Source organism: Vreelandella sp. H-I2, assembly GCF_052959335.1.
Map to the genome: position 1 here is coordinate 490613 of NZ_JBRAMC010000004.1, position 18842 is coordinate 509454.

General features: G+C 52.9%; 17 protein-coding genes. 12 read left to right on the forward strand and 5 right to left on the reverse strand.

Going from position 1 to position 18842, the window contains the following annotated elements:
* Positions 1–7: 7 nt before the first annotated feature.
* The gene (locus ACUVOF_RS12925) at positions 8–226 is read right to left on the reverse strand and encodes a hypothetical protein (RefSeq protein ID WP_447044748.1); all 219 of its coding nucleotides are present in this window, start codon (positions 224–226) and stop codon (positions 8–10) included.
* Positions 227–464: 238 nt separating this feature from the next.
* On the opposite strand from ACUVOF_RS12925, the gene ACUVOF_RS12930 reads away from it, so the two are divergent.
* Positions 465–1085: a LysE family translocator gene (locus ACUVOF_RS12930; RefSeq protein ID WP_447044749.1), complete on the forward strand. Its 621-nt coding sequence runs from the start codon at positions 465–467 to the stop codon at positions 1083–1085.
* Positions 1086–1206: 121 nt separating this feature from the next.
* Here the strand turns inward: ACUVOF_RS12930 and ACUVOF_RS12935 are convergent, their stop codons facing one another.
* Positions 1207–1371 carry a hypothetical protein gene (locus tag ACUVOF_RS12935; RefSeq protein WP_447044750.1) on the reverse strand — a complete coding sequence of 55 codons (165 nt, stop codon included), beginning with the start codon at positions 1369–1371 and terminating at the stop codon, positions 1207–1209.
* Positions 1372–1760: 389 nt separating this feature from the next.
* Here ACUVOF_RS12935 and gdhA point away from each other — a divergent pair, with 389 nt between their 5' ends.
* On the forward strand, positions 1761–3113 hold the full coding sequence (gene gdhA, locus ACUVOF_RS12940; protein ID WP_447044751.1) for an NADP-specific glutamate dehydrogenase: 1353 nt from the start codon (positions 1761–1763) through the stop codon (positions 3111–3113).
* Positions 3114–3242: 129 nt separating this feature from the next.
* Positions 3243–3656, forward strand: coding sequence for a nucleoside diphosphate kinase regulator (rnk, locus tag ACUVOF_RS12945; protein ID WP_447044752.1), 414 nt, complete (start codon positions 3243–3245; stop codon positions 3654–3656).
* Positions 3657–3812: 156 nt separating this feature from the next.
* Here rnk and hmpA read toward each other — a convergent pair whose 3' ends face one another.
* Positions 3813–4982: an NO-inducible flavohemoprotein gene (gene hmpA, locus ACUVOF_RS12950; RefSeq protein ID WP_447044753.1), complete on the reverse strand. Its 1170-nt coding sequence runs from the start codon at positions 4980–4982 to the stop codon at positions 3813–3815.
* A gap of 138 nt (positions 4983–5120) precedes the next feature.
* Between hmpA and ACUVOF_RS12955 the strand changes: the two genes are divergently transcribed.
* Both ACUVOF_RS12955 and ACUVOF_RS12960 read left to right on the forward strand, forming a co-directional pair.
* Positions 5121–5573, forward strand: a complete 453-nt coding sequence (locus ACUVOF_RS12955; RefSeq protein ID WP_447044754.1) for an RrF2 family transcriptional regulator — start codon at positions 5121–5123, stop codon at positions 5571–5573.
* 518 nt (positions 5574–6091) lie between these two features.
* On the forward strand, positions 6092–6571 hold the full coding sequence (locus ACUVOF_RS12960; protein ID WP_447044755.1) for a hypothetical protein: 480 nt from the start codon (positions 6092–6094) through the stop codon (positions 6569–6571).
* Between the two features lie 864 nt (positions 6572–7435).
* Here ACUVOF_RS12960 and paaZ read toward each other — a convergent pair.
* Positions 7436–9481, reverse strand: a complete 2046-nt coding sequence (gene paaZ, locus ACUVOF_RS12965; protein ID WP_447044756.1) for a phenylacetic acid degradation bifunctional protein PaaZ — start codon at positions 9479–9481, stop codon at positions 7436–7438.
* A gap of 543 nt (positions 9482–10024) precedes the next feature.
* Here paaZ and ACUVOF_RS12970 point away from each other — a divergent pair.
* On the forward strand, positions 10025–10639 hold the full coding sequence (locus ACUVOF_RS12970; protein WP_447044757.1) for a phenylacetic acid degradation protein PaaY: 615 nt from the start codon (positions 10025–10027) through the stop codon (positions 10637–10639).
* A 240-nt stretch (positions 10640–10879) separates the two neighbouring features.
* A complete protein-coding gene (gene paaX, locus ACUVOF_RS12975; protein WP_447044758.1) occupies positions 10880–11809 on the forward strand; it encodes a phenylacetic acid degradation operon negative regulatory protein PaaX in 930 nt (309 codons plus the stop codon).
* Between the two features lie 121 nt (positions 11810–11930).
* Here the strand turns inward: paaX and paaN are convergent, their stop codons facing one another.
* Positions 11931–13607: a phenylacetic acid degradation protein PaaN gene (paaN, locus tag ACUVOF_RS12980; protein ID WP_447044759.1), complete on the reverse strand. Its 1677-nt coding sequence runs from the start codon at positions 13605–13607 to the stop codon at positions 11931–11933.
* Between the two features lie 371 nt (positions 13608–13978).
* On the opposite strand from paaN, the gene paaF reads away from it, so the two are divergent.
* Genes paaF through pcaF form a run of 5 tightly spaced genes read left to right on the forward strand, consistent with a single transcriptional unit; the run spans position 13979 to position 18783 of the window.
* Positions 13979–14752: a 2,3-dehydroadipyl-CoA hydratase PaaF gene (paaF, locus tag ACUVOF_RS12985; protein WP_447044760.1), complete on the forward strand. Its 774-nt coding sequence runs from the start codon at positions 13979–13981 to the stop codon at positions 14750–14752.
* Between the two features lie 16 nt (positions 14753–14768).
* Positions 14769–15560 carry a 2-(1,2-epoxy-1,2-dihydrophenyl)acetyl-CoA isomerase PaaG gene (gene paaG / locus ACUVOF_RS12990; protein WP_447044761.1) on the forward strand — a complete coding sequence of 264 codons (792 nt, stop codon included), beginning with the start codon at positions 14769–14771 and terminating at the stop codon, positions 15558–15560.
* 1 nt (position 15561) lies between these two features.
* On the forward strand, positions 15562–17121 hold the full coding sequence (gene paaH, locus ACUVOF_RS12995) for a 3-hydroxyacyl-CoA dehydrogenase PaaH (protein WP_447044762.1): 1560 nt from the start codon (positions 15562–15564) through the stop codon (positions 17119–17121).
* Positions 17114–17581, forward strand: a complete 468-nt coding sequence (gene paaI, locus ACUVOF_RS13000; RefSeq protein WP_447044763.1) for a hydroxyphenylacetyl-CoA thioesterase PaaI — start codon at positions 17114–17116, stop codon at positions 17579–17581. Before paaH ends, paaI begins: the two co-directional genes overlap by 8 nt.
* A complete protein-coding gene (pcaF, locus tag ACUVOF_RS13005; protein WP_447044764.1) occupies positions 17578–18783 on the forward strand; it encodes a 3-oxoadipyl-CoA thiolase in 1206 nt (401 codons plus the stop codon). The genes paaI and pcaF overlap by 4 nt, the downstream gene beginning before the upstream one ends.
* Positions 18784–18842 lie beyond the last annotated feature (59 nt).

Sequence of the window (18842 nt, forward strand, 5' to 3'; positions counted from 1 at the left end):
ACTCCCCCTACAGCATGCTGATAGGAACGTTAAAGCAGTCGGGCACATTCAGCTTTACGCAATGCCGCCCGGTATAAATCAACATGCCATCTCGAAACTGCCCGCCCGCTTGATCGGCGAGCCGGGTGAGCCCTGCGACATTCTTGGCCCGCACAGTAGCAGAGCTTTTGACCTCAACCTGATCTTTGTCCGGTAAGGAGAAAAGCGCAGCTCTGGTTCGACCCAAGAGGCTTGCACCATGAGTTGCTCAATCCCTAGATTTTTCGTAGGGCGCCAAAACACTCTGCTTCCGTCAACTGTTGCTCTGGAGATAGCCTTTCCAGAGCAGCCGCAAGCCAGGTATCGATCAAGTGTAGCTTAGTGCCCTTGATGAGCCGCTTAGCTTGGTTGCCACGGGGCGAACCAGGGCTTATAACTATATGGTGAGGTATAGTTAATAATTCAACAACAGGAAGATTAACGCTATGTCGCTTGAGCTTTGGCTATCATTTGTGTTGGCTTCGTTTTTGGTTATCGCATCACCCGGTCCCGCCGTTGCGCTGCTGGTAACGACCGGCATCAACCAAGGTCGCAAGGCCGCACTGGCGATGCTGCCCGGCTTTTTCTTAGGTGACTTGGTGGCTATGTCGCTTTCATTTGCAGGCGTAGGTGCCCTGCTGATGGCATCGGCGGAGCTGTTCTTCCTCGTCAAGTGGCTAGGAGTTCTCTACCTGTTTTACCTAGGCATAAAAATGTGGCGCGAATCCGGCCAATTGAACGACTTGGAGGCTTCTGGGGCGAACGTCAAGCAAGGCACTGCAAAGGCATTTTGGGTGACACTCTTGAATCCCAAAAGCATTCTCTTTTTCATGGCCTTTATGCCGCAGTTTATTAACCAAACTCAATCTCTGGTTCCCCAGTTGGCGATTCTATTTACCACCTTTCTTTTGTTGGGTGTGATGTCGGATCTCGGCTATACACTGCTATCGACAACTAGTCGAAAACTGATGACCGCCAAGTTTCGGCGTCTGTTACACCGCTGCGGTGCTGGCAGTTTGATTGGCGCAGGGGTATTGATGACCGTGATGCGCCGCCCGGCAGGGTAATATCGGCTTGGTGCTTCAACCCTGTGAAAAACTCTGCCGCTTATCGCAGGGCTGATAGATTACAACGTGTGACCAAGTAACAAATAGGCGACAAAGGTAAGCAGTATCCCCACAAACCTCATCACTCGCGACGGTGGCGTAGACCAACGGAGTTAAGAAACGTCATGGCGGATAGCAAAGTAGGTGTTAGCCAGCCAGCGGTGGCTTCGACATTATAATTCGCCGTACCTCTGTTTTTGGACAGCTGATTCAACGAGTAGGCCAACACCAAGATGATGATGGGCATTACCCCTTCATACCAGCTAGCGAGATTTCCATAACTTTGTTGAAGGGCATGCCTTGAAGGCACACGGCAATTCCCAGGAATACAGGGGCAGTCGGAAGGCTGTGTCCAAGATAGGCCCATACGCCTACGTTCGTGGGTCTTATGTGCTTCATCGCGCGCATCTAAAAGCTGTAAAAACCTTATCTGAAGCAAAAATCGTTTACTCATCGTTTACTGAATTATGAAAAACGACTGAATCGAATTTTTCTGACACATACTTTAGTCTTGCTTTTACAATATATTTACCCATACCGAACCTGCATAGGCTATGCAAAGAAGCATGCTGACAGTTAAATATTCTCACGCTCTGGCCAGCCAATCTTTATTAATAACTGTCACGGTATGCTCTTATGCCCTATGTCCACGATACGCTTACACGACTTAAGAAAAGCAGTCCTGCACAGTCAGAGTTTTATCAAGCCATCGAAGAAGTGCTCGAATGCCTACGCCCACTGTTCGAACAGACTTCTCATTACCATCAACACAGCATCATCGAGCGAATCGTTGAGCCTGAACGACAAATCATGTTCCGGATAAGCTGGGTAGATGATGCCGGACGCGTACGAGTCAATAAAGGCTATCGCGTACAGTTCAACTCAGCTCTTGGCCCTTACAAGGGCGGCTTACGGTTTCATCCCAGCGTTACGTCAGGCACGATAAAATTTCTCGGCTTCGAGCAGATTTTCAAAAATGCGCTAACTGGTTTGCCTATCGGCGGTGGTAAAGGCGGCTCCGATTTTGACCCAAAGGGCAAATCCGATAACGAGATCATGCGTTTTTGCCAAGCCTTCATGAGCGAACTGTACCGCCATATTGGCCCGAACTGCGATGTGCCTGCAGGTGATATTGGCGTCGGTACGCGTGAAATTGGCTATCTTTTTGGCCAGTACAAGCGGCTCACTGGCCACTATGAAGGCGTGCTAACAGGCAAAGGGCTTACCTGGGGAGGCTCGCTTGGCCGTAAAGAAGCCACCGGCTACGGTGCGGTCTACTTCGCACAAAATATGTTGGCTGACCGTGGAGAAGACATTCGTGACAAGACCTGCCTCGTTTCTGGCGCTGGTAATGTTGCGATCTACACCATTGAGAAACTCTACGAACTGGGCGCCAAACCGGTCACCTGCAGCGACTCACAAGGCACCATCCATGATAAAAATGGTATTGATTTAGGCTTACTTAAGCAGCTCAAAGAAGTGCAACGCACCTCTCTTGAAGCCTACTTAAGCGAACATCCTGATGCGCACTATATTTCAGCGCGTGATTACCCTCAGGGCGGGCATGCCGTATGGCGTATTCAAGCCGATGCAGCCTTCCCTTGCGCAACACAGAATGAGCTGACCGAGAGCGATGCAGAAATCCTGCTTGCTAACGGCGTAACGTGTATTAGTGAAGGGGCCAACATGCCCTCCACAAAAGAAGCCGTCGATCTTTTCTTAAAGGCAAAGGTTGCCTATGGGCCGGGTAAGGCCGCCAATGCGGGCGGCGTCGCTACCAGCCAGCTAGAAATGGCGCAAAACAGCAGCATGGAGCAATGGCCGCTGGAAAAGGTTGATCAGAAGCTGAAGCAGATTATGGCTAATATTCACAGGCAATGTGCTGACACAGCCGCCGAGTTCGGTGATTCGACGAACCTGGTACTAGGGGCCAATATTGCAGGTTTCAGAAAGGTCGCTGATGCCATGATTGAGCAGGGCGTCACCTGATCGTCTTTATTGTTTAAATCACTTATACTCTAAAGAGTATGCAGTCCTTCCTTTATTAAGGAAGGGCTGTTTTTTATTGGCTAAATGGATTGCTTTCCAAGGAAAGCAAATAGGCTAAGGAGAGTAGATATGAAACAACGTCCTCCTATTATTATTAACCGTCTTGATGCCGAGCGTCTCCAACGCTTGATTGATAATGCCTCTGATAAAGACATGCCTGTAGCTCAGCTACTTGAGGAAGAATTGTTGCGAGGAGAAGTCTGTGATCCAGAGGATATTCCGGATGACGTGGTCAGCATGAATAGCCAGGTCCGCTTCACCGACCTCACGCGCGGGCTTAAGATGATTCGCACCCTGGTCTATCCTCATTCCATGGATAGCGTAGCGGATGGCATTTCGGTCATGGCGCCCATTGGCGCCGCACTCATCGGTCTCAGAGTCGGCGACACCATCGAATGGCCGCTTCCTAACAATACCGAAGCACGCCTGCGTATCGATGCCATTTATTGGCAACCCGAACGCGAAAAGCAATACCACAGGTAGCGGAAGCGGACGCCACAGAGAGCTAGCTTTACAGAAAGCGCGCTATCTACCAAAGGTAAGTAGCGCCCCCTACTAACAGCTCTGTATCGCCGAGAGCGTTCCCACTCTCTTGGTTTAGCTAAGTCGCTCTTGATTTAGCAAAGGTATCAACATGAGTTACGCCACGCTCAATGCCTCGGCAGGCCCAAAATGCTCAAAATGTCGCTTCGAAGCAGGGACACCCAAACGTTCCAGCTCTTGATTAACAAGCGCCATAAAGCCATGTGGCCCCACAAAATAGCAGCGGGCCTGAGGCGGCAGATAGCTCGCAAGCAGACTCTCGTTGATACGCCCTTGATGATCGCCGCCCGCTTCATTTTCATAGAGGGTGACGGTTTCCAGCAGGTTAGGATAGGCGCTGCGTAGCTCCTCTACTGCGTCGACAAAGGCATGATGCTCGGCATCTAGCGCAGCATGCAGGTAAGTAACATAGCGTCCCTGCTCAAGCGCCTGCTTGGCAATTGGCAGCAAGGGTGTTTGACCGACGCCCCCGCTAATCAGCATTAGCGGCTCTTTATCACCCGCCAAGGTTAGCTCACCCGCAGGCGGCAGCAGTTCGATGGTATCGCCGACGCTAAGCTGGTCATGAAAAAAGCGGCTCGCTACGCCTTGAGCTTCCCGCTTAATCGAAAGCCGATAAGAGCGTCCGTTGGGTACATCCGAAAGGCTATAATGGCGATAAACCGGCTGGCCATTGATAGTGAGTTTGACACCGATATATTGTCCTGGAAGGTGCGCAGCCACTTGGCCACCATCTTCAGGTTCGAGAATAAACGAGCGAATCACGCAGCTCTCCTGTTGGGTTTTCGCAACACGAAAACGCCGAGTCCCGCGCCAGCCGCCAGGCTCCTGCTCAAACGCTTGGTAACGCTGCCTTTCCAGGCTTATTAATAGGTCGGCCAACTCCTGATAGAGCGCGCTCCATGCATCGGCGACTTCGGGCGTGACCGCATCCCCCAGCACGTCACCAATCGCCACCATCAAGCATTCGCCCACAATGGGATATTGGTCCGGCTGAATATCCAGAGCGACGTGCTTATTCACCACGATTTGCAATGTTTCTAACGCCTTTTGTGGTGAATGGCGTAGCTGCACGTAGGCAAGAATCATCCCTGCCAGTGCGCGGGGCTGCCCACCATTTTGTTGATGCGCCTGGTTAAATAGGGGCTTTACTTGCGGATAACGCACAAACATAAGCGGGTAAAAGCGCTGAGTGATTTCGTCTAGATGCTCAGCCACGACAGGTGCTGTAGCTTGAATAATCTCTTCCTGAACTGGAGTCAACATACGCGCCCTTTTAAGAAATATATACAATACATCTTTAAAATATCAAGCTTTCCAAAAAGCGTAAACTGAAAGCGAATATTATTTCCGCACGCCTGCTCACACCGTACAATAGTGATTTCTCTGAGCCGGTGGTCCTCTATGCACTTAACTCGCTATTCTGATTACGCCATTCGCGTACTTCTCTACCTTGCGGTTAAAGGCGAAGAGCGCACTACGATCAGTGAGATAGCAGAGACGTTCTCCATCTCACGCAATCACTTAATGAAGATCGTCCAAGAACTCAGTCAGAAGGGGTATCTCACCGCCATCCGCGGTAAAAATGGCGGGTTACTGCTTGGTCGCCAACCAGAAACGATTTCACTGGGGACGCTGGTTCGGGATACCGAGCATGAGATGGCCCTGGTTGAGTGTTTTCGCGATGAGAATAACTGCGTCATCACGCCCTCATGCCGCTTGCAGCCAATTTTGTCGGAAGCACTCGCGGCCTTTCTTAGCGTATTGGATCAATATACGCTTGCCGACTTATTAGCAGATCGCACCTCACAGCTCTCAAGGCTGATGCGTATTCCCACCCTTACCGTCCATCACTAGCCGCTCGGCTGAAGACTCCTATGCCGTTGATTTCTTTACCTTACTGCGCCTGGAGAGCCTGCAGCGTCAGCAATTTGCGCTGCTTCACGAAGAGCGTGACCAAAATTACCCGTTGATCAAAGAGGTAGTCCACCGAAAAGACATGTGTACGTTGTGCCCAAGCGTCACCATCGGTATTGCTGTAGCGCACGTTGAAGAGCTCGTCCTCGATTCCCTGATCTCGCGAGTAGACAAAATGCTTTATGTTGGCAAGCGCGATGGCAGGAACCGAATTGTGATGTGATTCAAGGCATGATGTTGGAGCCAGGGTTTTATTGAGACACATATCTTCGGAGAGGGATTAAAGGTTTTATCGATCCGGGCCGATATCAACGAGATAGGGATATCAATCTTCGTGATAACGAAGCACAACAAGAGAACGAGAAACTTCATTTGCATGCGCAGCATGCGTGAGTAAATAGCGAATGACTTTCCTGAAGACCCCTCGTTGAAGCAACGCTTAGGTGGAGTAATCTTCATTGTTAAAATGTAGCGACAATACAAACTTATACCACCCAGCACTGGCTGACGCCTCTGAACTGAGTGAGACGGGCGTTAAACCGCTTACCCAGGCGTTAGTTGAAGTGGGAGCCCAGACATTGGCAAGCGCCAATGGGCAAACCCACCCGAAATTTCGAGGGTGGCTAGGAAAGATCTTTCCCGGCAATGCCAAGGTGCCCTATCGCCCCTATGCCACATTCAGCGCCTCGGAAGACTTTGCACGGTGGTTTCAGCGCTTCTATGACACCTCGACAGAAAAATTTTACTACCGATGGTCAATGGAGGGTCCTTTTCATAGCCAGGGGTATTCACTGGTGTGGACGATAGCGCCTTCAGATACTCGATTAGCAAACGGAGATGTCGAAACAATCTTCATGAAAAATGATCTGCGCGCCCTCGCCACCGTCGTAAGGCAGGCATCGGTGAACATTACGGTCAGCACAACACCATGCCATTAAACGGCTTGACGTCACCGTACGGTTACTAGCCTCCACAAGCTAGTTTTTGCATGGCGGATAACATGCCTCAAAGCGGCCCACCATTAACGGCAGGAAGACGTACTTATCTGTGTATTAATTAATTATTATGCTACATGACGCTTTAATTATTGCGTTGTCCCGAATGTATTCTTTTTAAATAAAATATAAAAAATGCTCAGTCCATCCGGCGTCGCCTTGCAATGCCACCAACCAATGGGGGGCAAAGCCGTGTCGATGCTTTCCATTCCTAAAATAACAAAGACAAAGTTGTTTATCATGATGAAGTCAGCCTGACAAAAGGCTACCCTGCCTCTGCTTCACCCAAAAAACTTACGTTTGACTCTTCGCTGAAACGCTTCTTCACCTCCGCTCTCCTTGCTAGCAGAGTCGGACCCTAAAGTGTAGCGCTACTCAATCAGGGGGTGACATCGCAAGCTTGATCGAATCGCCAAAGTAGCCCCCCTTTCGCTCCGTTGTAGCTATATAAGCCTTAGAATTTTAGCGGTAACTCAGCCAATTCAAATGGCAACTCCCCAAACCAAATTGATTTGGTAATAAGGGCCAAAGAAAATGCCGCTCTGCTTTTCTGATAGCCCACAGGGTAACGGGCCGCAGTGGCTCCACTCCCGGCTATAAAACAGACTTAGACCTTCAAAGCTTCGCGGCACGTCAAACTTAAACGCTGACCCAACCAACTAATATTAAGCTAAGGTAGCGAATTGCCCGGTTATTTCTATATAGGTACTTAAAGCTTCGCTCATTTATCTTGTTCGCGGCGTTTTTATTCATGTAATGCTTTCACTCTGCATTTCCAACACGGGGAGAAAGCATAATCTCTTCATCTTAATCGGGCTTTTTAGCCACCAGTGTCAGAATGTCGTAGCTCGCCACTAGTTCGTCGTGCTGATTTTGAACCTGGACATCCCAAACCACTACACCCTGAGGATGCCCGTCCGGTGATGTGCGCCCTTGATCGATTTTGCGCTTGCAGGTCAAGCGGGCCCGAATGGTGTCACCTGGTGCAACTGGCTCAATAAAGCGCAGAGTATCCAGGCCGTAGTTCGCCAGCACCGGTCCTTCACCCGGATAAACGAATAGGCCAGCTGCAGCAGAAAGCACAAAGTAGCCATGGGCAATGCGCTTACCGAACTGGGATTCCCGCGCTGCTATTTCATCAAAGTGCATGTAGAAATGATCGCCAGATAGGCAGCCGAAGTTGACGATGTCCGCCTCTGTGACTGTGCGACGGTGAGTCAGCAAGGATTCGTTGATCTGTAGATCCTCAAAGTGACGACGGAACGGATGCACTTCGGTTTCGATCAAGTCGGCACCACGTACATACTCCCGAGTAACCGCTGCCAGCATTGTCGGGGACCCTTGGATAGCGGTTCGCTGCAGGTAATGGTGGACCGCACGGATACCGCCTAGCTCTTCACCGCCACCAGCGCGACCGGGGCCACCATGCTTGAGCATGGGCAAGGGCGAACCGTGTCCTGTGGATTCTTTTGCAGCTTCTGCGTTAAGCAGGTGCAGGCGTCCGTGGAAGGCCGCCAGCAGGGGCACCAACTTACCAGCGGTGGCTGGATCTCGGGTCGTCAGAGTGGTAACTAGTGAGCCCCGGCCCTGAGCACACAATAATACCGCGTCTTCAATAGTGTCGTAGGGAATAACCGTTGCCACTGGGCCGAAGGCTTCGATCTCGTGGGCGCCACAACCATTTTCCGGATTCCGACACAGCAGCAGGTGCGGCTCAATAAAGGCGCCTTTCTCGGTGCCTGCGCCGGTCGGCTTGAAGCTGCTGTCGCCACCCATGACCAGTTCGCTGGTTTTTAGCAGCTTCTGAATATTGGCTTTGACGTCCTCAAGCTGGTCGGTGGAAGCCAGGGCGCCCATACGAACGCCTTCAACGGAAGGATCGCCCACGGTGACTTTCGAGAGTCGTTCTTTAAGCTTGTCGCAGACAGCTTCCACCTGGCTTTTTGGTACCAGCACACGGCGGATCGCGGTACATTTCTGGCCGGCCTTAGCTGTCATCTCACGACCCACTTCCTTCACGAAGATATCGAACTCTTCATGCTCGGGGGTCACGTCGGGCGCCAAAATGGCACTGTTCAGCGAGTCGGCTTCGGCGTTAAACGGAATAGAGCGATTAATAATATTCGGATGGTTGCGCAACTTGCGCGCCGTCGCAGCGGAACCAGTGAAGGTCACCATGTCCTGCTCTTCGAGGTGATCAAACAGGTCGCCTGTGCTGCCGATAATCAGTTGCAGGCTGCCTTCGGGCAAGGCGCCGGATTCCTGCATCAAACGGACGGCAAGTTCGGTAACGTAACAGGTTGAGGTAGCCGGCTTCACAATGGAGGGCATGCCCGCCAAGAAGGTAGGAGCGAATTTCTCCAGCATTCCCCACACTGGAAAGTTATAGGCATCGATGTGAACGGCCACGCCACCGCGGGGAACGAGGATATGGGTGCCAGCAAAGTGGTTGTTCTTACCTAGAGGCGTTACCGGACCTTCGTGTACAACGTTACCGGAAGGCAGTTCGCGCCGTCCCATACTAGCGTAAGAGAACAGGGTGCCGAAACCGCCATCAATATCAATGCCGTTATCGGCTTTGCTTGAACCGGTATGCATCGACAGAGCGTACAGCTCCTTCTTATGCTCCTGCAGGTACATGGCCATAGCCTTCAGGGCCAGAGCGCGCTCCTGGAAATCCATGGCCATTAAGTTTTTGCCGCCGACCTTTCGGCCATACTCAACGGCGTTTTTGAAGTCAAGAATGTCGCCGTGGGTATGTGCCACGATTTCGCCATTTACGGCGCTGGATAAAGCCTTGGCGGCCTTTTCCCCAACCCACTGGTCGGCAATGAAACTTTTCAAGACTGACATAGGAAACTCCATTCGCTCATCTGTAGCCTCCAGTGGCGACCCTGAAGGTAGAATAGGCTCATCTAAACTAAAGCCTTAGCTTAGTGATACAAAAAAATAAATCAACAAATAAAAACTGTATCTATTTATACTTTAGAATGATTTCTAACCCGGCCCTCTATTGTTCTGATCGCGCCGAGATGTGTGGGCTAAACCCAGCCCCACCCTACACCCTGCTCTTCTCTTTGGAATAACCCGAATCTTGCGGTGGGGGAAAATATTTTATCGAGAACATCTTCTAGTCTAGCCGTGCGAAAAAGGCATTGACATAGAGAACCGCTTGATATTACTTAACACCTTGCTACTCAAAATATAAGATTATAGAAAAAACCGTATCGGATTTTCTGACTTGACGCCCCCCCCTACAGCATCACCGTGAACAGGGGGTATCGAGATTCCTAACGGACATTTGAACCAAATCAGCATGGCTAGGGCCATTTCGCCGATAGCTAACCTTTAACCTTTAAACTATGACGCCCTGAGCCCTACAAAAGGAGATTTACCGTGCCCTGTTATCGTCTTGAGGGGGTAACCCCAGTCGTTCACCCTAGCGCCTATGTGCACCCCACCGCAGTGCTGATTGGCGATGTCATCGTCGGGCCTAACTGTTACGTAGGTCCTGGAGCGGTAATGCGTGGCGACTTTGGCCAACTCGTTTTGGAAGATGGTGCCAATCTCCAGGATACCTGTGTGATGCATGGCTTTCCTGGCTTCGTTACCCGGGTCGCACGCGACGGTCATATCGGACACGGTGCTGTACTGCACGGCTGCGTGGTGGAGCGTGATGCCATGGTAGGCATGAATGCTGTGGTAATGGATGGTGCCGTTATCAGCGAACGCTCTATCGTCGCCGCTGCAGCCTTTGTCAAGGCTGGCTTCGAATGCCCGCCTCAATCTTTGGTATTAGGATCACCGGCCAAGGTCAAGCGAGCGCTCACAGATGAAGAAGCAGCTTGGAAGCAGCAAGCCACCCGGGAGTATCAGCGCCTGACAAACCGCTGCCGTGAACGAATGGAACCTTGCGAGCCACTTAGTAAACTGGACGCTAACCGCCCACACCTTGATGCTGGCAACACAGCCCCTAAGGGAACGGCAAAAAGCAGCGAGGAAAATTCATAACCCTGAAGTGCACCGATAAGGTTGAGAGAGACTCGCTGACAGGCGATATGGCCACTTGATTTAAAAGCTCCCGTCGACTGTGTTGAGCCGCTAAGTTTATACTCGCATTGTGCTGCTTTCTCTCACAGAGGAGCAGTGGGTACTATTGTCAGCCTGATACATCTACTTTTGGTAGCATATCTACATAAGTCATTAAATACTTTAATGATAAAGAATTTCCGCACGGGAACTCAATACCACATGTCGTTTTCTTCTGATTGCGTTACGAAACTTGTTAATGACTTCCAGGCACGCCGTCCTATACGCGCAGGCTCACTTATTATTACCGTATACGGGGACGCAATTGTTCCGCGTGGAGGTGCAGTCTGGCTAGGTAGTCTGTATCAATTGCTAGCCCCCATTGGTATTAATGAACGCTTGGTGAGAACGTCAGTTTATCGTCTAACGCAAGATACGTGGCTGCAAGGCGAGAAGGTGGGACGACGGAGTTACTATAGCCTTAGTAATGCAGGTCAGCGCCGATTTGAGCAAGCATTCAAGCGTGTTTATCATGGTCAACAAGCTCAGTGGACAGGTAAATGGACGTTAGTCATGCTGACGCAGTTGGAACCTGAACTACGTCAAAAAGTACGTGACGAGTTAGAATGGCTTGGCTTTGGCAGTTTTGCTACAGGAATTCTTGCGCACCCAACGCTTAACTGCAATGACACTACGGCAGTATTACAAGACATGGGAGCTGCTGAAGATACCATTATTATGCAAACAGCATCTTCAAACCCTACGGTGATAAAACCACTAAGGCTACAAGTAAAAGAGAGTTGGAATCTTGCTGAGCTGGCGAAAAGCTACAAATTCTTTTTAGAAAAATTTCGACCCTTATGGCAAGCTCTGGCAAACGATGGCGATTTACTAAGTGAAGAAGAGTGCTTTATAGCGCGAGTACTTTTAATCCATGAGTATCGAAAAGTGCAACTTCGAGACCCTCAACTTCCAGACGAGCTTTTACCTGCTACGTGGGAAGGACGAAATGCCTATCAATTATCACGAAACATCTATCGCGCAATTCATCAGCGCGCCGAGCGCTGGCTTGATAAGCACCTGGAAACCGCGGAGGGCCCACTTCCAGCACCCAATATTCGGTTTTACCAACGCTTCGGTGGGTTAGCATAAAAAGCGCATGGCAGCCCATTTTCTTCTGTAATGTGCAGAATGCTGTGTCACTTCTTCATCCCCCTCTTGGAAAGATAAGTGACACAGGGCATTGAACACTTCCTATTAAGACCGACTATTCTCAGTCGGGTTGAACATGACGACGGCTTTGCACCACCAAGAAGCGACTGGAGACAAAGGCCTGATCGCATAAGGAGGCATTGGCCGCGGGGTTACCGCCAGTGGCGTGGAAATCACTGAAAGCGGCCGACTGATTAACAAGTACTCCCCCGTCCATATTCAGCGAGAGTGGCGTAGCCACGTCGATAGCCAATTTTTCGAACTGCTCAGCCACTGACTCATCAGTAGTGTAGGCGCCCAAGGTTATCGCGCCTTTTTCCCGGATCACGTCACGCGCCAGGTCAATGCTGTGCGCGGTATCTTCGGTAGCGATAACAAAGCTTATCGGGCCGAAGCGCTCTTCACTATAGGCAGCCTTCTGCTCTGCATCCACCTGGAGCAACAAAGGTGTATGGATGCGGGCATTGGGAAACTGGGCATGTTCACGTGGTTCGCTATCCAGCAGAATTTCGCCCAGCCCGCGACATTCATCAATCCGAGCTTCGGTGGCTGCAGACTGGATGGCACCTAGCACCGTACAGGCGCGGTCGTTGTCACTCAGAAATTCCTGGATGGCCTTGGAAAGCGCTGCAGTAACATCGTCAAAACTCAAATGACCTTCTGATGTTTCAATACCGCTTTTGGGAACATAGATGGCCTGGCTGGTTGTGCACATCTGACCAGAGTATAGGCTCAGCGAGAAGGCAAGGTTCATCGCGACCGCCTTGAGGTTATCCACGCTGTCAATAATAACCGTGTTGATACCGGCTTTCTCGGCGAATACCTGGGCCTGGGTAGCGTTTTGTATCAGCCAATCACCAAAAGCGTTGGAGCCGGTGAAATCGATCAATTTGACCGCCGGGTCGAGCGCTAGCGACTTAGTTACTGGCGCCTCAGTGCTGTCAGGCATCAAACTGACTAGGCAAGGGTCAAACCCTGCTTCCTCAAGGACTTCCTGGGCAACGCGTGCGGTCATCGCCACCGGCAGAATGGCGCCTGGGTGCGGTTTGAGAATCACGGGATTGCCTGTGGCCAGGCTAGCGAATAGACCAGGATAGGTATTCCATGTAGGAAAAGTGGAACAAGCTATCACCAGGGAAATACCTCGCGGCACAATATGATAATGCTTATTTAGCACTAATGGATCGCGCTTACCCTGCGGCTTTACCCACCTAGTAGTAGTAGGAATCTGTGACATCGCTTGCCATGCGTAAGTGACGGCTTCAAGGCCTCGATCTTGGGCATGTGGGCCGCCAGCTTGAAACGCCATCATCGCACCCTGCCCGCTAGTATGCATGACCGCCTGAGCGATATCTGGACTCATAGCGTTAAGACGTGTCAGGATTTCTAAACAGACACCAACACGTGCTTCAGCACCGGCATCCCGCCACGCTGGCATCGCTTTTTGCATGGTATCAATCAGAGTTTCAGACGTGGGTTGAGCATAAGTAATACCAAGTTCAAAGCCGTAAGGCGACACCTCGGCTCCTACCTTTTGTATATCCCCTACTGCTTTTAAAGCGAAAGGCCGATTGAGGAGAGTCTCGAACTTAGCCGGAGCATCTTCAACAAGGCGCTTATCATACTCCTTAATACTTTCTGGATAGGGCGTCCAAAAGCCACGGACAGAAACTGCCTCTAGGGCCTTATTTAGCGTGTCGCGGTGCCGATCAAACATTTGCTGTGCTGGCTGGCTCACGAGTGACTCCTCGGCTGATATATTTTGATACTGTATATGGAAAAACAGTATATTTCTTGTAACAAAATATCAAACTAAGAATTGCAACATCCATAATACAACATTTTTCATCTACCTATATAAATCAATTAATTACGCTGAAAAAAATTGTTTTTCAGGGACAGCAGCACTACAAAATAAAAAAGTTATACCATAGTATAATGCTTTCATAAGCCAACCAAAAACCGCGCAACCTATTGTTTAAATGACAAAAAACCACCATCAATCAAAAGCGATACGATAAATTATAAAAACAGTATTGATACGTATCAAAAAAAACTTATACTCCGATGATAGTCCATCCAGTACACCACGGGCTAACTGAGGAAAAAATGCCGAATACTTTAATAATCAACCCTCCCCTGGGTGGCGTTTTATGCATCAAGCTGAATCGTCCCGACGCTTTGAATGCGCTCAACACACAGTTGCTCGCCGAACTCGCCGACACATTGAGCGACGCTGATAATGACGAAAAGGTTCGTGCCGTGGTGATTACCGGCAATGCGAAAGCGTTCGCCGCCGGTGCAGATATCAAGGAAATGGCTGAACGCGACCTGGTCGGCATGCTGGAAGACCCTCGTCAGCACCACTGGGCCGCTATTACGCGTTTTCGCAAACCGATCATTGCGGCCGTCAATGGCTATGCTTTGGGCGGTGGCTGCGAACTTGCCATGCATGCCGACATTATAATCGCCGGCGAGAGCGCCCAGTTCGGCCAGCCGGAAATCAACCTGGGCATCATGCCTGGTGCTGGCGGCACCCAGCGTCTGCTTAGAGCGGTGGGTAAATCCCTAGCCACCCAGATGGTACTGACCGGTGAGCCGATTTCCGCTCGCCGAGCGCTCGAAGCCGGCTTGATCAGCGAAATCACCCAGCCCGAGCTAACGCTTGAACGCGCCATGGCCATTGCCACGCGCATCGCTGCCAAGGCGCCGCTGGCGGTGCGCTTGGCGAGGGAATCGCTGCACAAAGCGATGGACACCGACCTGGCCACCGGCCTGCGCTTTGAGCGCCATGCGTTCACCTTGCTGGCGGGCACCGCCGACCGCGAAGAGGGCATTCGCGCCTTCCAAGAAAAACGACCTGCTACTTTTCAAGGGCACTGAGACAAGGATATTACCCATGAGCCAAGCGCCCCTGCTTTACACCGTGGAAGATGGCGTCGCCTGTATCACACTGAACCGCCCCGATAGCCTGAACAGTTTCAATACCGAGATGCACGCCGAAATGCGCAAAGCGCTCAAGGCTATGCGACAGGACCCAAGCGTACGAGCACTGTTGTTGACCGGCAGTGGCCGCGGCTTCTGCGCTGGCCAGGACCTTTCCGACCGTAGCGTGGCGCCCGGCGAGCAAGCCCCCGACCTCGGCGAGTCGCTGGAGAAACGCTATAACCCCATGCTGCGCGCCCTTAAAGACATGCCGTTCCCCACCATCTGTGCGGTGAACGGCGTGGCGGCTGGTGCCGGCGCCAACATCGCTCTGGCCTGCGACATCGTGTTGGCGGCACGCTCGGCAAGCTTCATTCAGGCCTTCTGCAAAATCGGCTTGATTCCTGATTCCGGCGGTACCTGGACCCTTCCGCATCTGGTGGGCATGGCACGCGCCAAGGGTCTGGCGATGCTGGGCGACAAGCTGCCCGCCGAGACTGCCGAGCAGTGGGGCATGATCTGGCGCTGCGTTAACGATGAAGCGCTCCAAGAAGAAGCCATGAATATGGCTCGCCACCTGGCCACTCAACCCACACGCGGCTTGGCACTAATTAAGCGCGCCCTGCATGCCAGCAGCGAAAACAGCTTCGACGAACAACTCGACCTGGAACGCGACCTGCAGCGACTTGCCGGACGTTCCGAGGATTACCGCGAAGGCGTCAGCGCTTTCATGGAGAAACGTCGTCCCACCTTCAAGGGAGAGTGATATGTCAGCCCTTCCCACGAGCGCCGTCATTGGCGTGATCGGTGCTGGCGCCATGGGAGCCGGTATCGCTCAGGTCGCTGCCCAGGCTGGTCACTCGGTAATTCTGCATGACAATCAGCCGGGCATGGCAAGTGCTGGTATCGACAATATTCGCCGTCAGTTGGAAAGGCGTGTGGCCAAGGGCAAGATGAGACAGAACGATGTGAATAGCATCACTGCTCGTCTGCAGCCTGCCGATACCATTGATGCCTTGGCCAACAGCCGTTTGATTATTGAGGCTATCGTCGAGAACCTCGACATCAAGCGCCAAGTGTTCTCTCAGCTCGAAGCGTTGTGCTCGCCCGACACCTTGCTCGTCAGCAACACCTCGTCGCTGTCGATCACTTCAATTGCGGCAAACCTCGAACACCCCGAACGTATGGCGGGGCTGCACTTTTTCAACCCCGCACCGGTGATGAAGCTGGTCGAAGTGGTGTCCGGCCTGGCAACCACCGCCGAGGTCGCCGAGACCCTTTACGCCACCGCCAACGCCTGGGGCAAAGTCGCGGTACATGCCAGCTCCACCCCAGGCTTCATCGTTAACCGCGTGGCGCGGCCTTTCTATGCCGAAGGGCTGCGCCTATTGCAGGAAGGCGCCAGCGATGCCGCAACACTAGATACACTGCTGCGTCAGGCTGGCGGGTTTCGCATGGGACCTTTCGAGCTGATGGACCTGATCGGCCATGACATCAATTACGCCGTGACTCGCTCAGTGTTCGATGCCTATTACGGCGATCCCCGTTTCAAGCCCTCCCTAGTGCAACAGGCTCTGGTCGAAGCTGGGCGCCTGGGACGCAAGTCTGGTCAAGGCTTCTTCGACTATAGAGAAGAACAGCACGAAGAGCAGCGAGAAGGCGCCGCCAAGCCTCAGCCCAACATCGCGCCGCCAGCACAAGTTGAATTACCGCCACTGGTGGTACAGGGCGAACCAGGGGTGATCGCCCCGCTGCTGGAGCGCGCCCAGGAAACCGGGCTTGATATCGTTCGCCGGGAGTCGCTGCAGAAGGATGGTACGACCCGCCTGCGCCTGGGTGACCTGGCCCTGGCCCTCAGCGACGGGCGTTGCGCTGCCGAACGCGCGGTCAACGAAGGGCTCGAAGCGCTGGTGTTGTTCGACTTGTGTTTGGACTACCGCAGCGCCAGTGCCATCGCGCTCTCTGCCAGCCACGCCACCTCGTCCGAGGCCCGCCAACTGGCCACCGCCTTCTTCCAGCGTCTGGGAATGGACGTCGTCTGGCTGACCGATACCCCAGGGCTGGTGGTGTTACGCACAGTGGCAATGCTCGCCAATGAAGCCGCCGACGCCGTCTTGCAAGGCGTGTGCAGCGTCCAGGATGGCGACCTGGCCATGCAGGCTGGCGTTAATTACCCCCGCGGCCCCCTGGCCTGGGCAGATTCACTGGGCCTGCCCTTCGTTCACCGTACCCTCATGCACCTGCAGCAGAGCTACGGCGAGGAGCGTTATCGTGCTTCTTTTTTGCTGCGTCGCAAAGCCCTGAGCGAGGAAAGCTTTCATGAGTGATTCCCCACTGTCACCGCAACAACTGGCGGAAGCCTGTGCCGAGGCGATGTTTTCCCGCGACCATGCCAGCCAAGGGTTGGGCATGCGCATTACGCGTATGGCCCCCGGCTTCGCCGAACTGACCATGACCGTGCGTCAGGACATGGTCCAGGGGCATGGCAACTGCCATGGCGGGTTTCTTTTTACCTTTGCCGACTCCGCCTTTGCATTTGCCTGCAACAGTTATGACGAGGCCACGGTGGCCGCCGGATGCAGTATCGACTATCTCGGCCCCGGCCAACTGGGCGACGAACTCACCGCCACCGCCGAAGAGCGCAGCCGCCGCGGACGCACCGGTATTTATGACATCACAATACGCAACCAGCATGGCGATACCATCGCCTTGTTCCGTGGGCGTTCTTACAAAATTCGCGGCAGCGTACGCCGCCTAGAAGAGACTGCTGCTGGAGATAACGCATGAAAGACGCCTTGATAATTGATGCCATTCGGACCCCAATCGGTCGCTACGGCGGCGCACTTTCAAGCATACGCGCCGATGATCTGGGCGCTGTTCCCATGCGTACCCTGATGGAGCGCAACCCTAGCGTCGATTGGTCAGCGATCGACGATATCTTTTACGGCTGTGCTAACCAGGCCGGGGAAGACAACCGTAACGTAGCCCGCATGTCTGCCTTGCTCGCTGGGCTTCCCGTCGACGTGCCCGGTAGCACCATCAACCGCCTATGCGGCTCCGGTATGGATGCGATAGGCAATGCCGCCCGCGCTCTCAAAACTGGAGAAGCAGGACTGATGATCGCTGGCGGCGTGGAATCGATGTCACGCGCACCTTTCGTCATGGGCAAGGCTGAGCAAGCCTTCTCGCGCCAGGCCGATATCTTCGACACCACAATCGGCTGGCGCTTCATCAACCACGCCATGAAAACTCAGTTCGGGGTGCATTCCATGCCCGAAACCGCCGAGAACGTGGCTGAGCAGTTCGGTATTTCTCGTGAAGATCAAGACGCCTTCGCGCTACGCAGCCAGCAACGCACCGCCGCCGCCACAGAAACCGGCCGCCTGGCCGAGGAAATCGTTCCGGTCAAAATCCCTCGGCGCAAACAAGACCCGCTGGTGGTGGAGACCGATGAACATCCACGCGCCTCCACCACCGCCGAACAACTCGCCAAGCTGCCCACCCCCTTCCGTGAGGGTGGCAGTGTCACGGCGGGTAATGCTTCGGGGGTCAACGATGGGGCCTGTGCGCTGCTGATGGCTTCTCCCGAGCAAGCCGAGCGCTTTGGTCTCAAGGCCCGCGCTCGTGTGGTGGGTATGGCTACTGCCGGTGTGGAACCACGCATTATGGGGTTTGGGCCATCACCAGCCACCCGTAAGGTACTTGCTCAAACCGGACTTACGCTCGACCAGATGGATGTTATCGAGCTCAATGAAGCTTTTGCCGCCCAGGCCTTGGCGGTAATGCGCGACCTGGGCCTTGACGATGATGCCGAACACGTCAATCCCAATGGCGGTGCCATCGCCTTGGGTCACCCACTGGGCATGAGTGGCGCTCGACTGGTCACCACAGCCTTACATGAACTTGAACGCCGGCAAGGACGCTTTGCGCTATGCACCATGTGCATCGGCGTCGGCCAGGGCATTGCTCTGATCATTGAGCGCTTATAAGCCCATTGCTTAGAGCATGTCACATATAGACGTCAGCCCAATAATAACTTGCTTGACCG

Excerpts from the sequence above, each read along its gene's own strand:
- ACUVOF_RS12935 (WP_447044750.1), bottom strand. The coding sequence starts at position 1,371 with ATGCCCATCATCATCTTGGTGTTGGCCTACTCGTTGAATCAGCTGTCC.
- ACUVOF_RS12930 (WP_447044749.1), top strand. The coding sequence starts at position 465 with ATGTCGCTTGAGCTTTGGCTATCATTTGTGTTGGCTTCGTTTTTGGTT.
- paaZ (WP_447044756.1), bottom strand. The coding sequence starts at position 9,481 with ATGTCAGTCTTGAAAAGTTTCATTGCCGACCAGTGGGTTGGGGAAAAG.
- pcaF (WP_447044764.1), top strand. The coding sequence starts at position 17,578 with ATGAAAGACGCCTTGATAATTGATGCCATTCGGACCCCAATCGGTCGC.
- ACUVOF_RS12955 (WP_447044754.1), top strand. The coding sequence starts at position 5,121 with ATGCACTTAACTCGCTATTCTGATTACGCCATTCGCGTACTTCTCTAC.
- hmpA (WP_447044753.1), bottom strand. The coding sequence starts at position 4,982 with ATGTTGACTCCAGTTCAGGAAGAGATTATTCAAGCTACAGCACCTGTC.
- paaF (WP_447044760.1), top strand. The coding sequence starts at position 13,979 with ATGCCGAATACTTTAATAATCAACCCTCCCCTGGGTGGCGTTTTATGC.
- paaH (WP_447044762.1), top strand. The coding sequence starts at position 15,562 with ATGTCAGCCCTTCCCACGAGCGCCGTCATTGGCGTGATCGGTGCTGGC.
- gdhA (WP_447044751.1), top strand. The coding sequence starts at position 1,761 with ATGCCCTATGTCCACGATACGCTTACACGACTTAAGAAAAGCAGTCCT.
- paaG (WP_447044761.1), top strand. The coding sequence starts at position 14,769 with ATGAGCCAAGCGCCCCTGCTTTACACCGTGGAAGATGGCGTCGCCTGT.
- paaI (WP_447044763.1), top strand. The coding sequence starts at position 17,114 with ATGAGTGATTCCCCACTGTCACCGCAACAACTGGCGGAAGCCTGTGCC.
- paaX (WP_447044758.1), top strand. The coding sequence starts at position 10,880 with ATGTCGTTTTCTTCTGATTGCGTTACGAAACTTGTTAATGACTTCCAG.
- rnk (WP_447044752.1), top strand. The coding sequence starts at position 3,243 with ATGAAACAACGTCCTCCTATTATTATTAACCGTCTTGATGCCGAGCGT.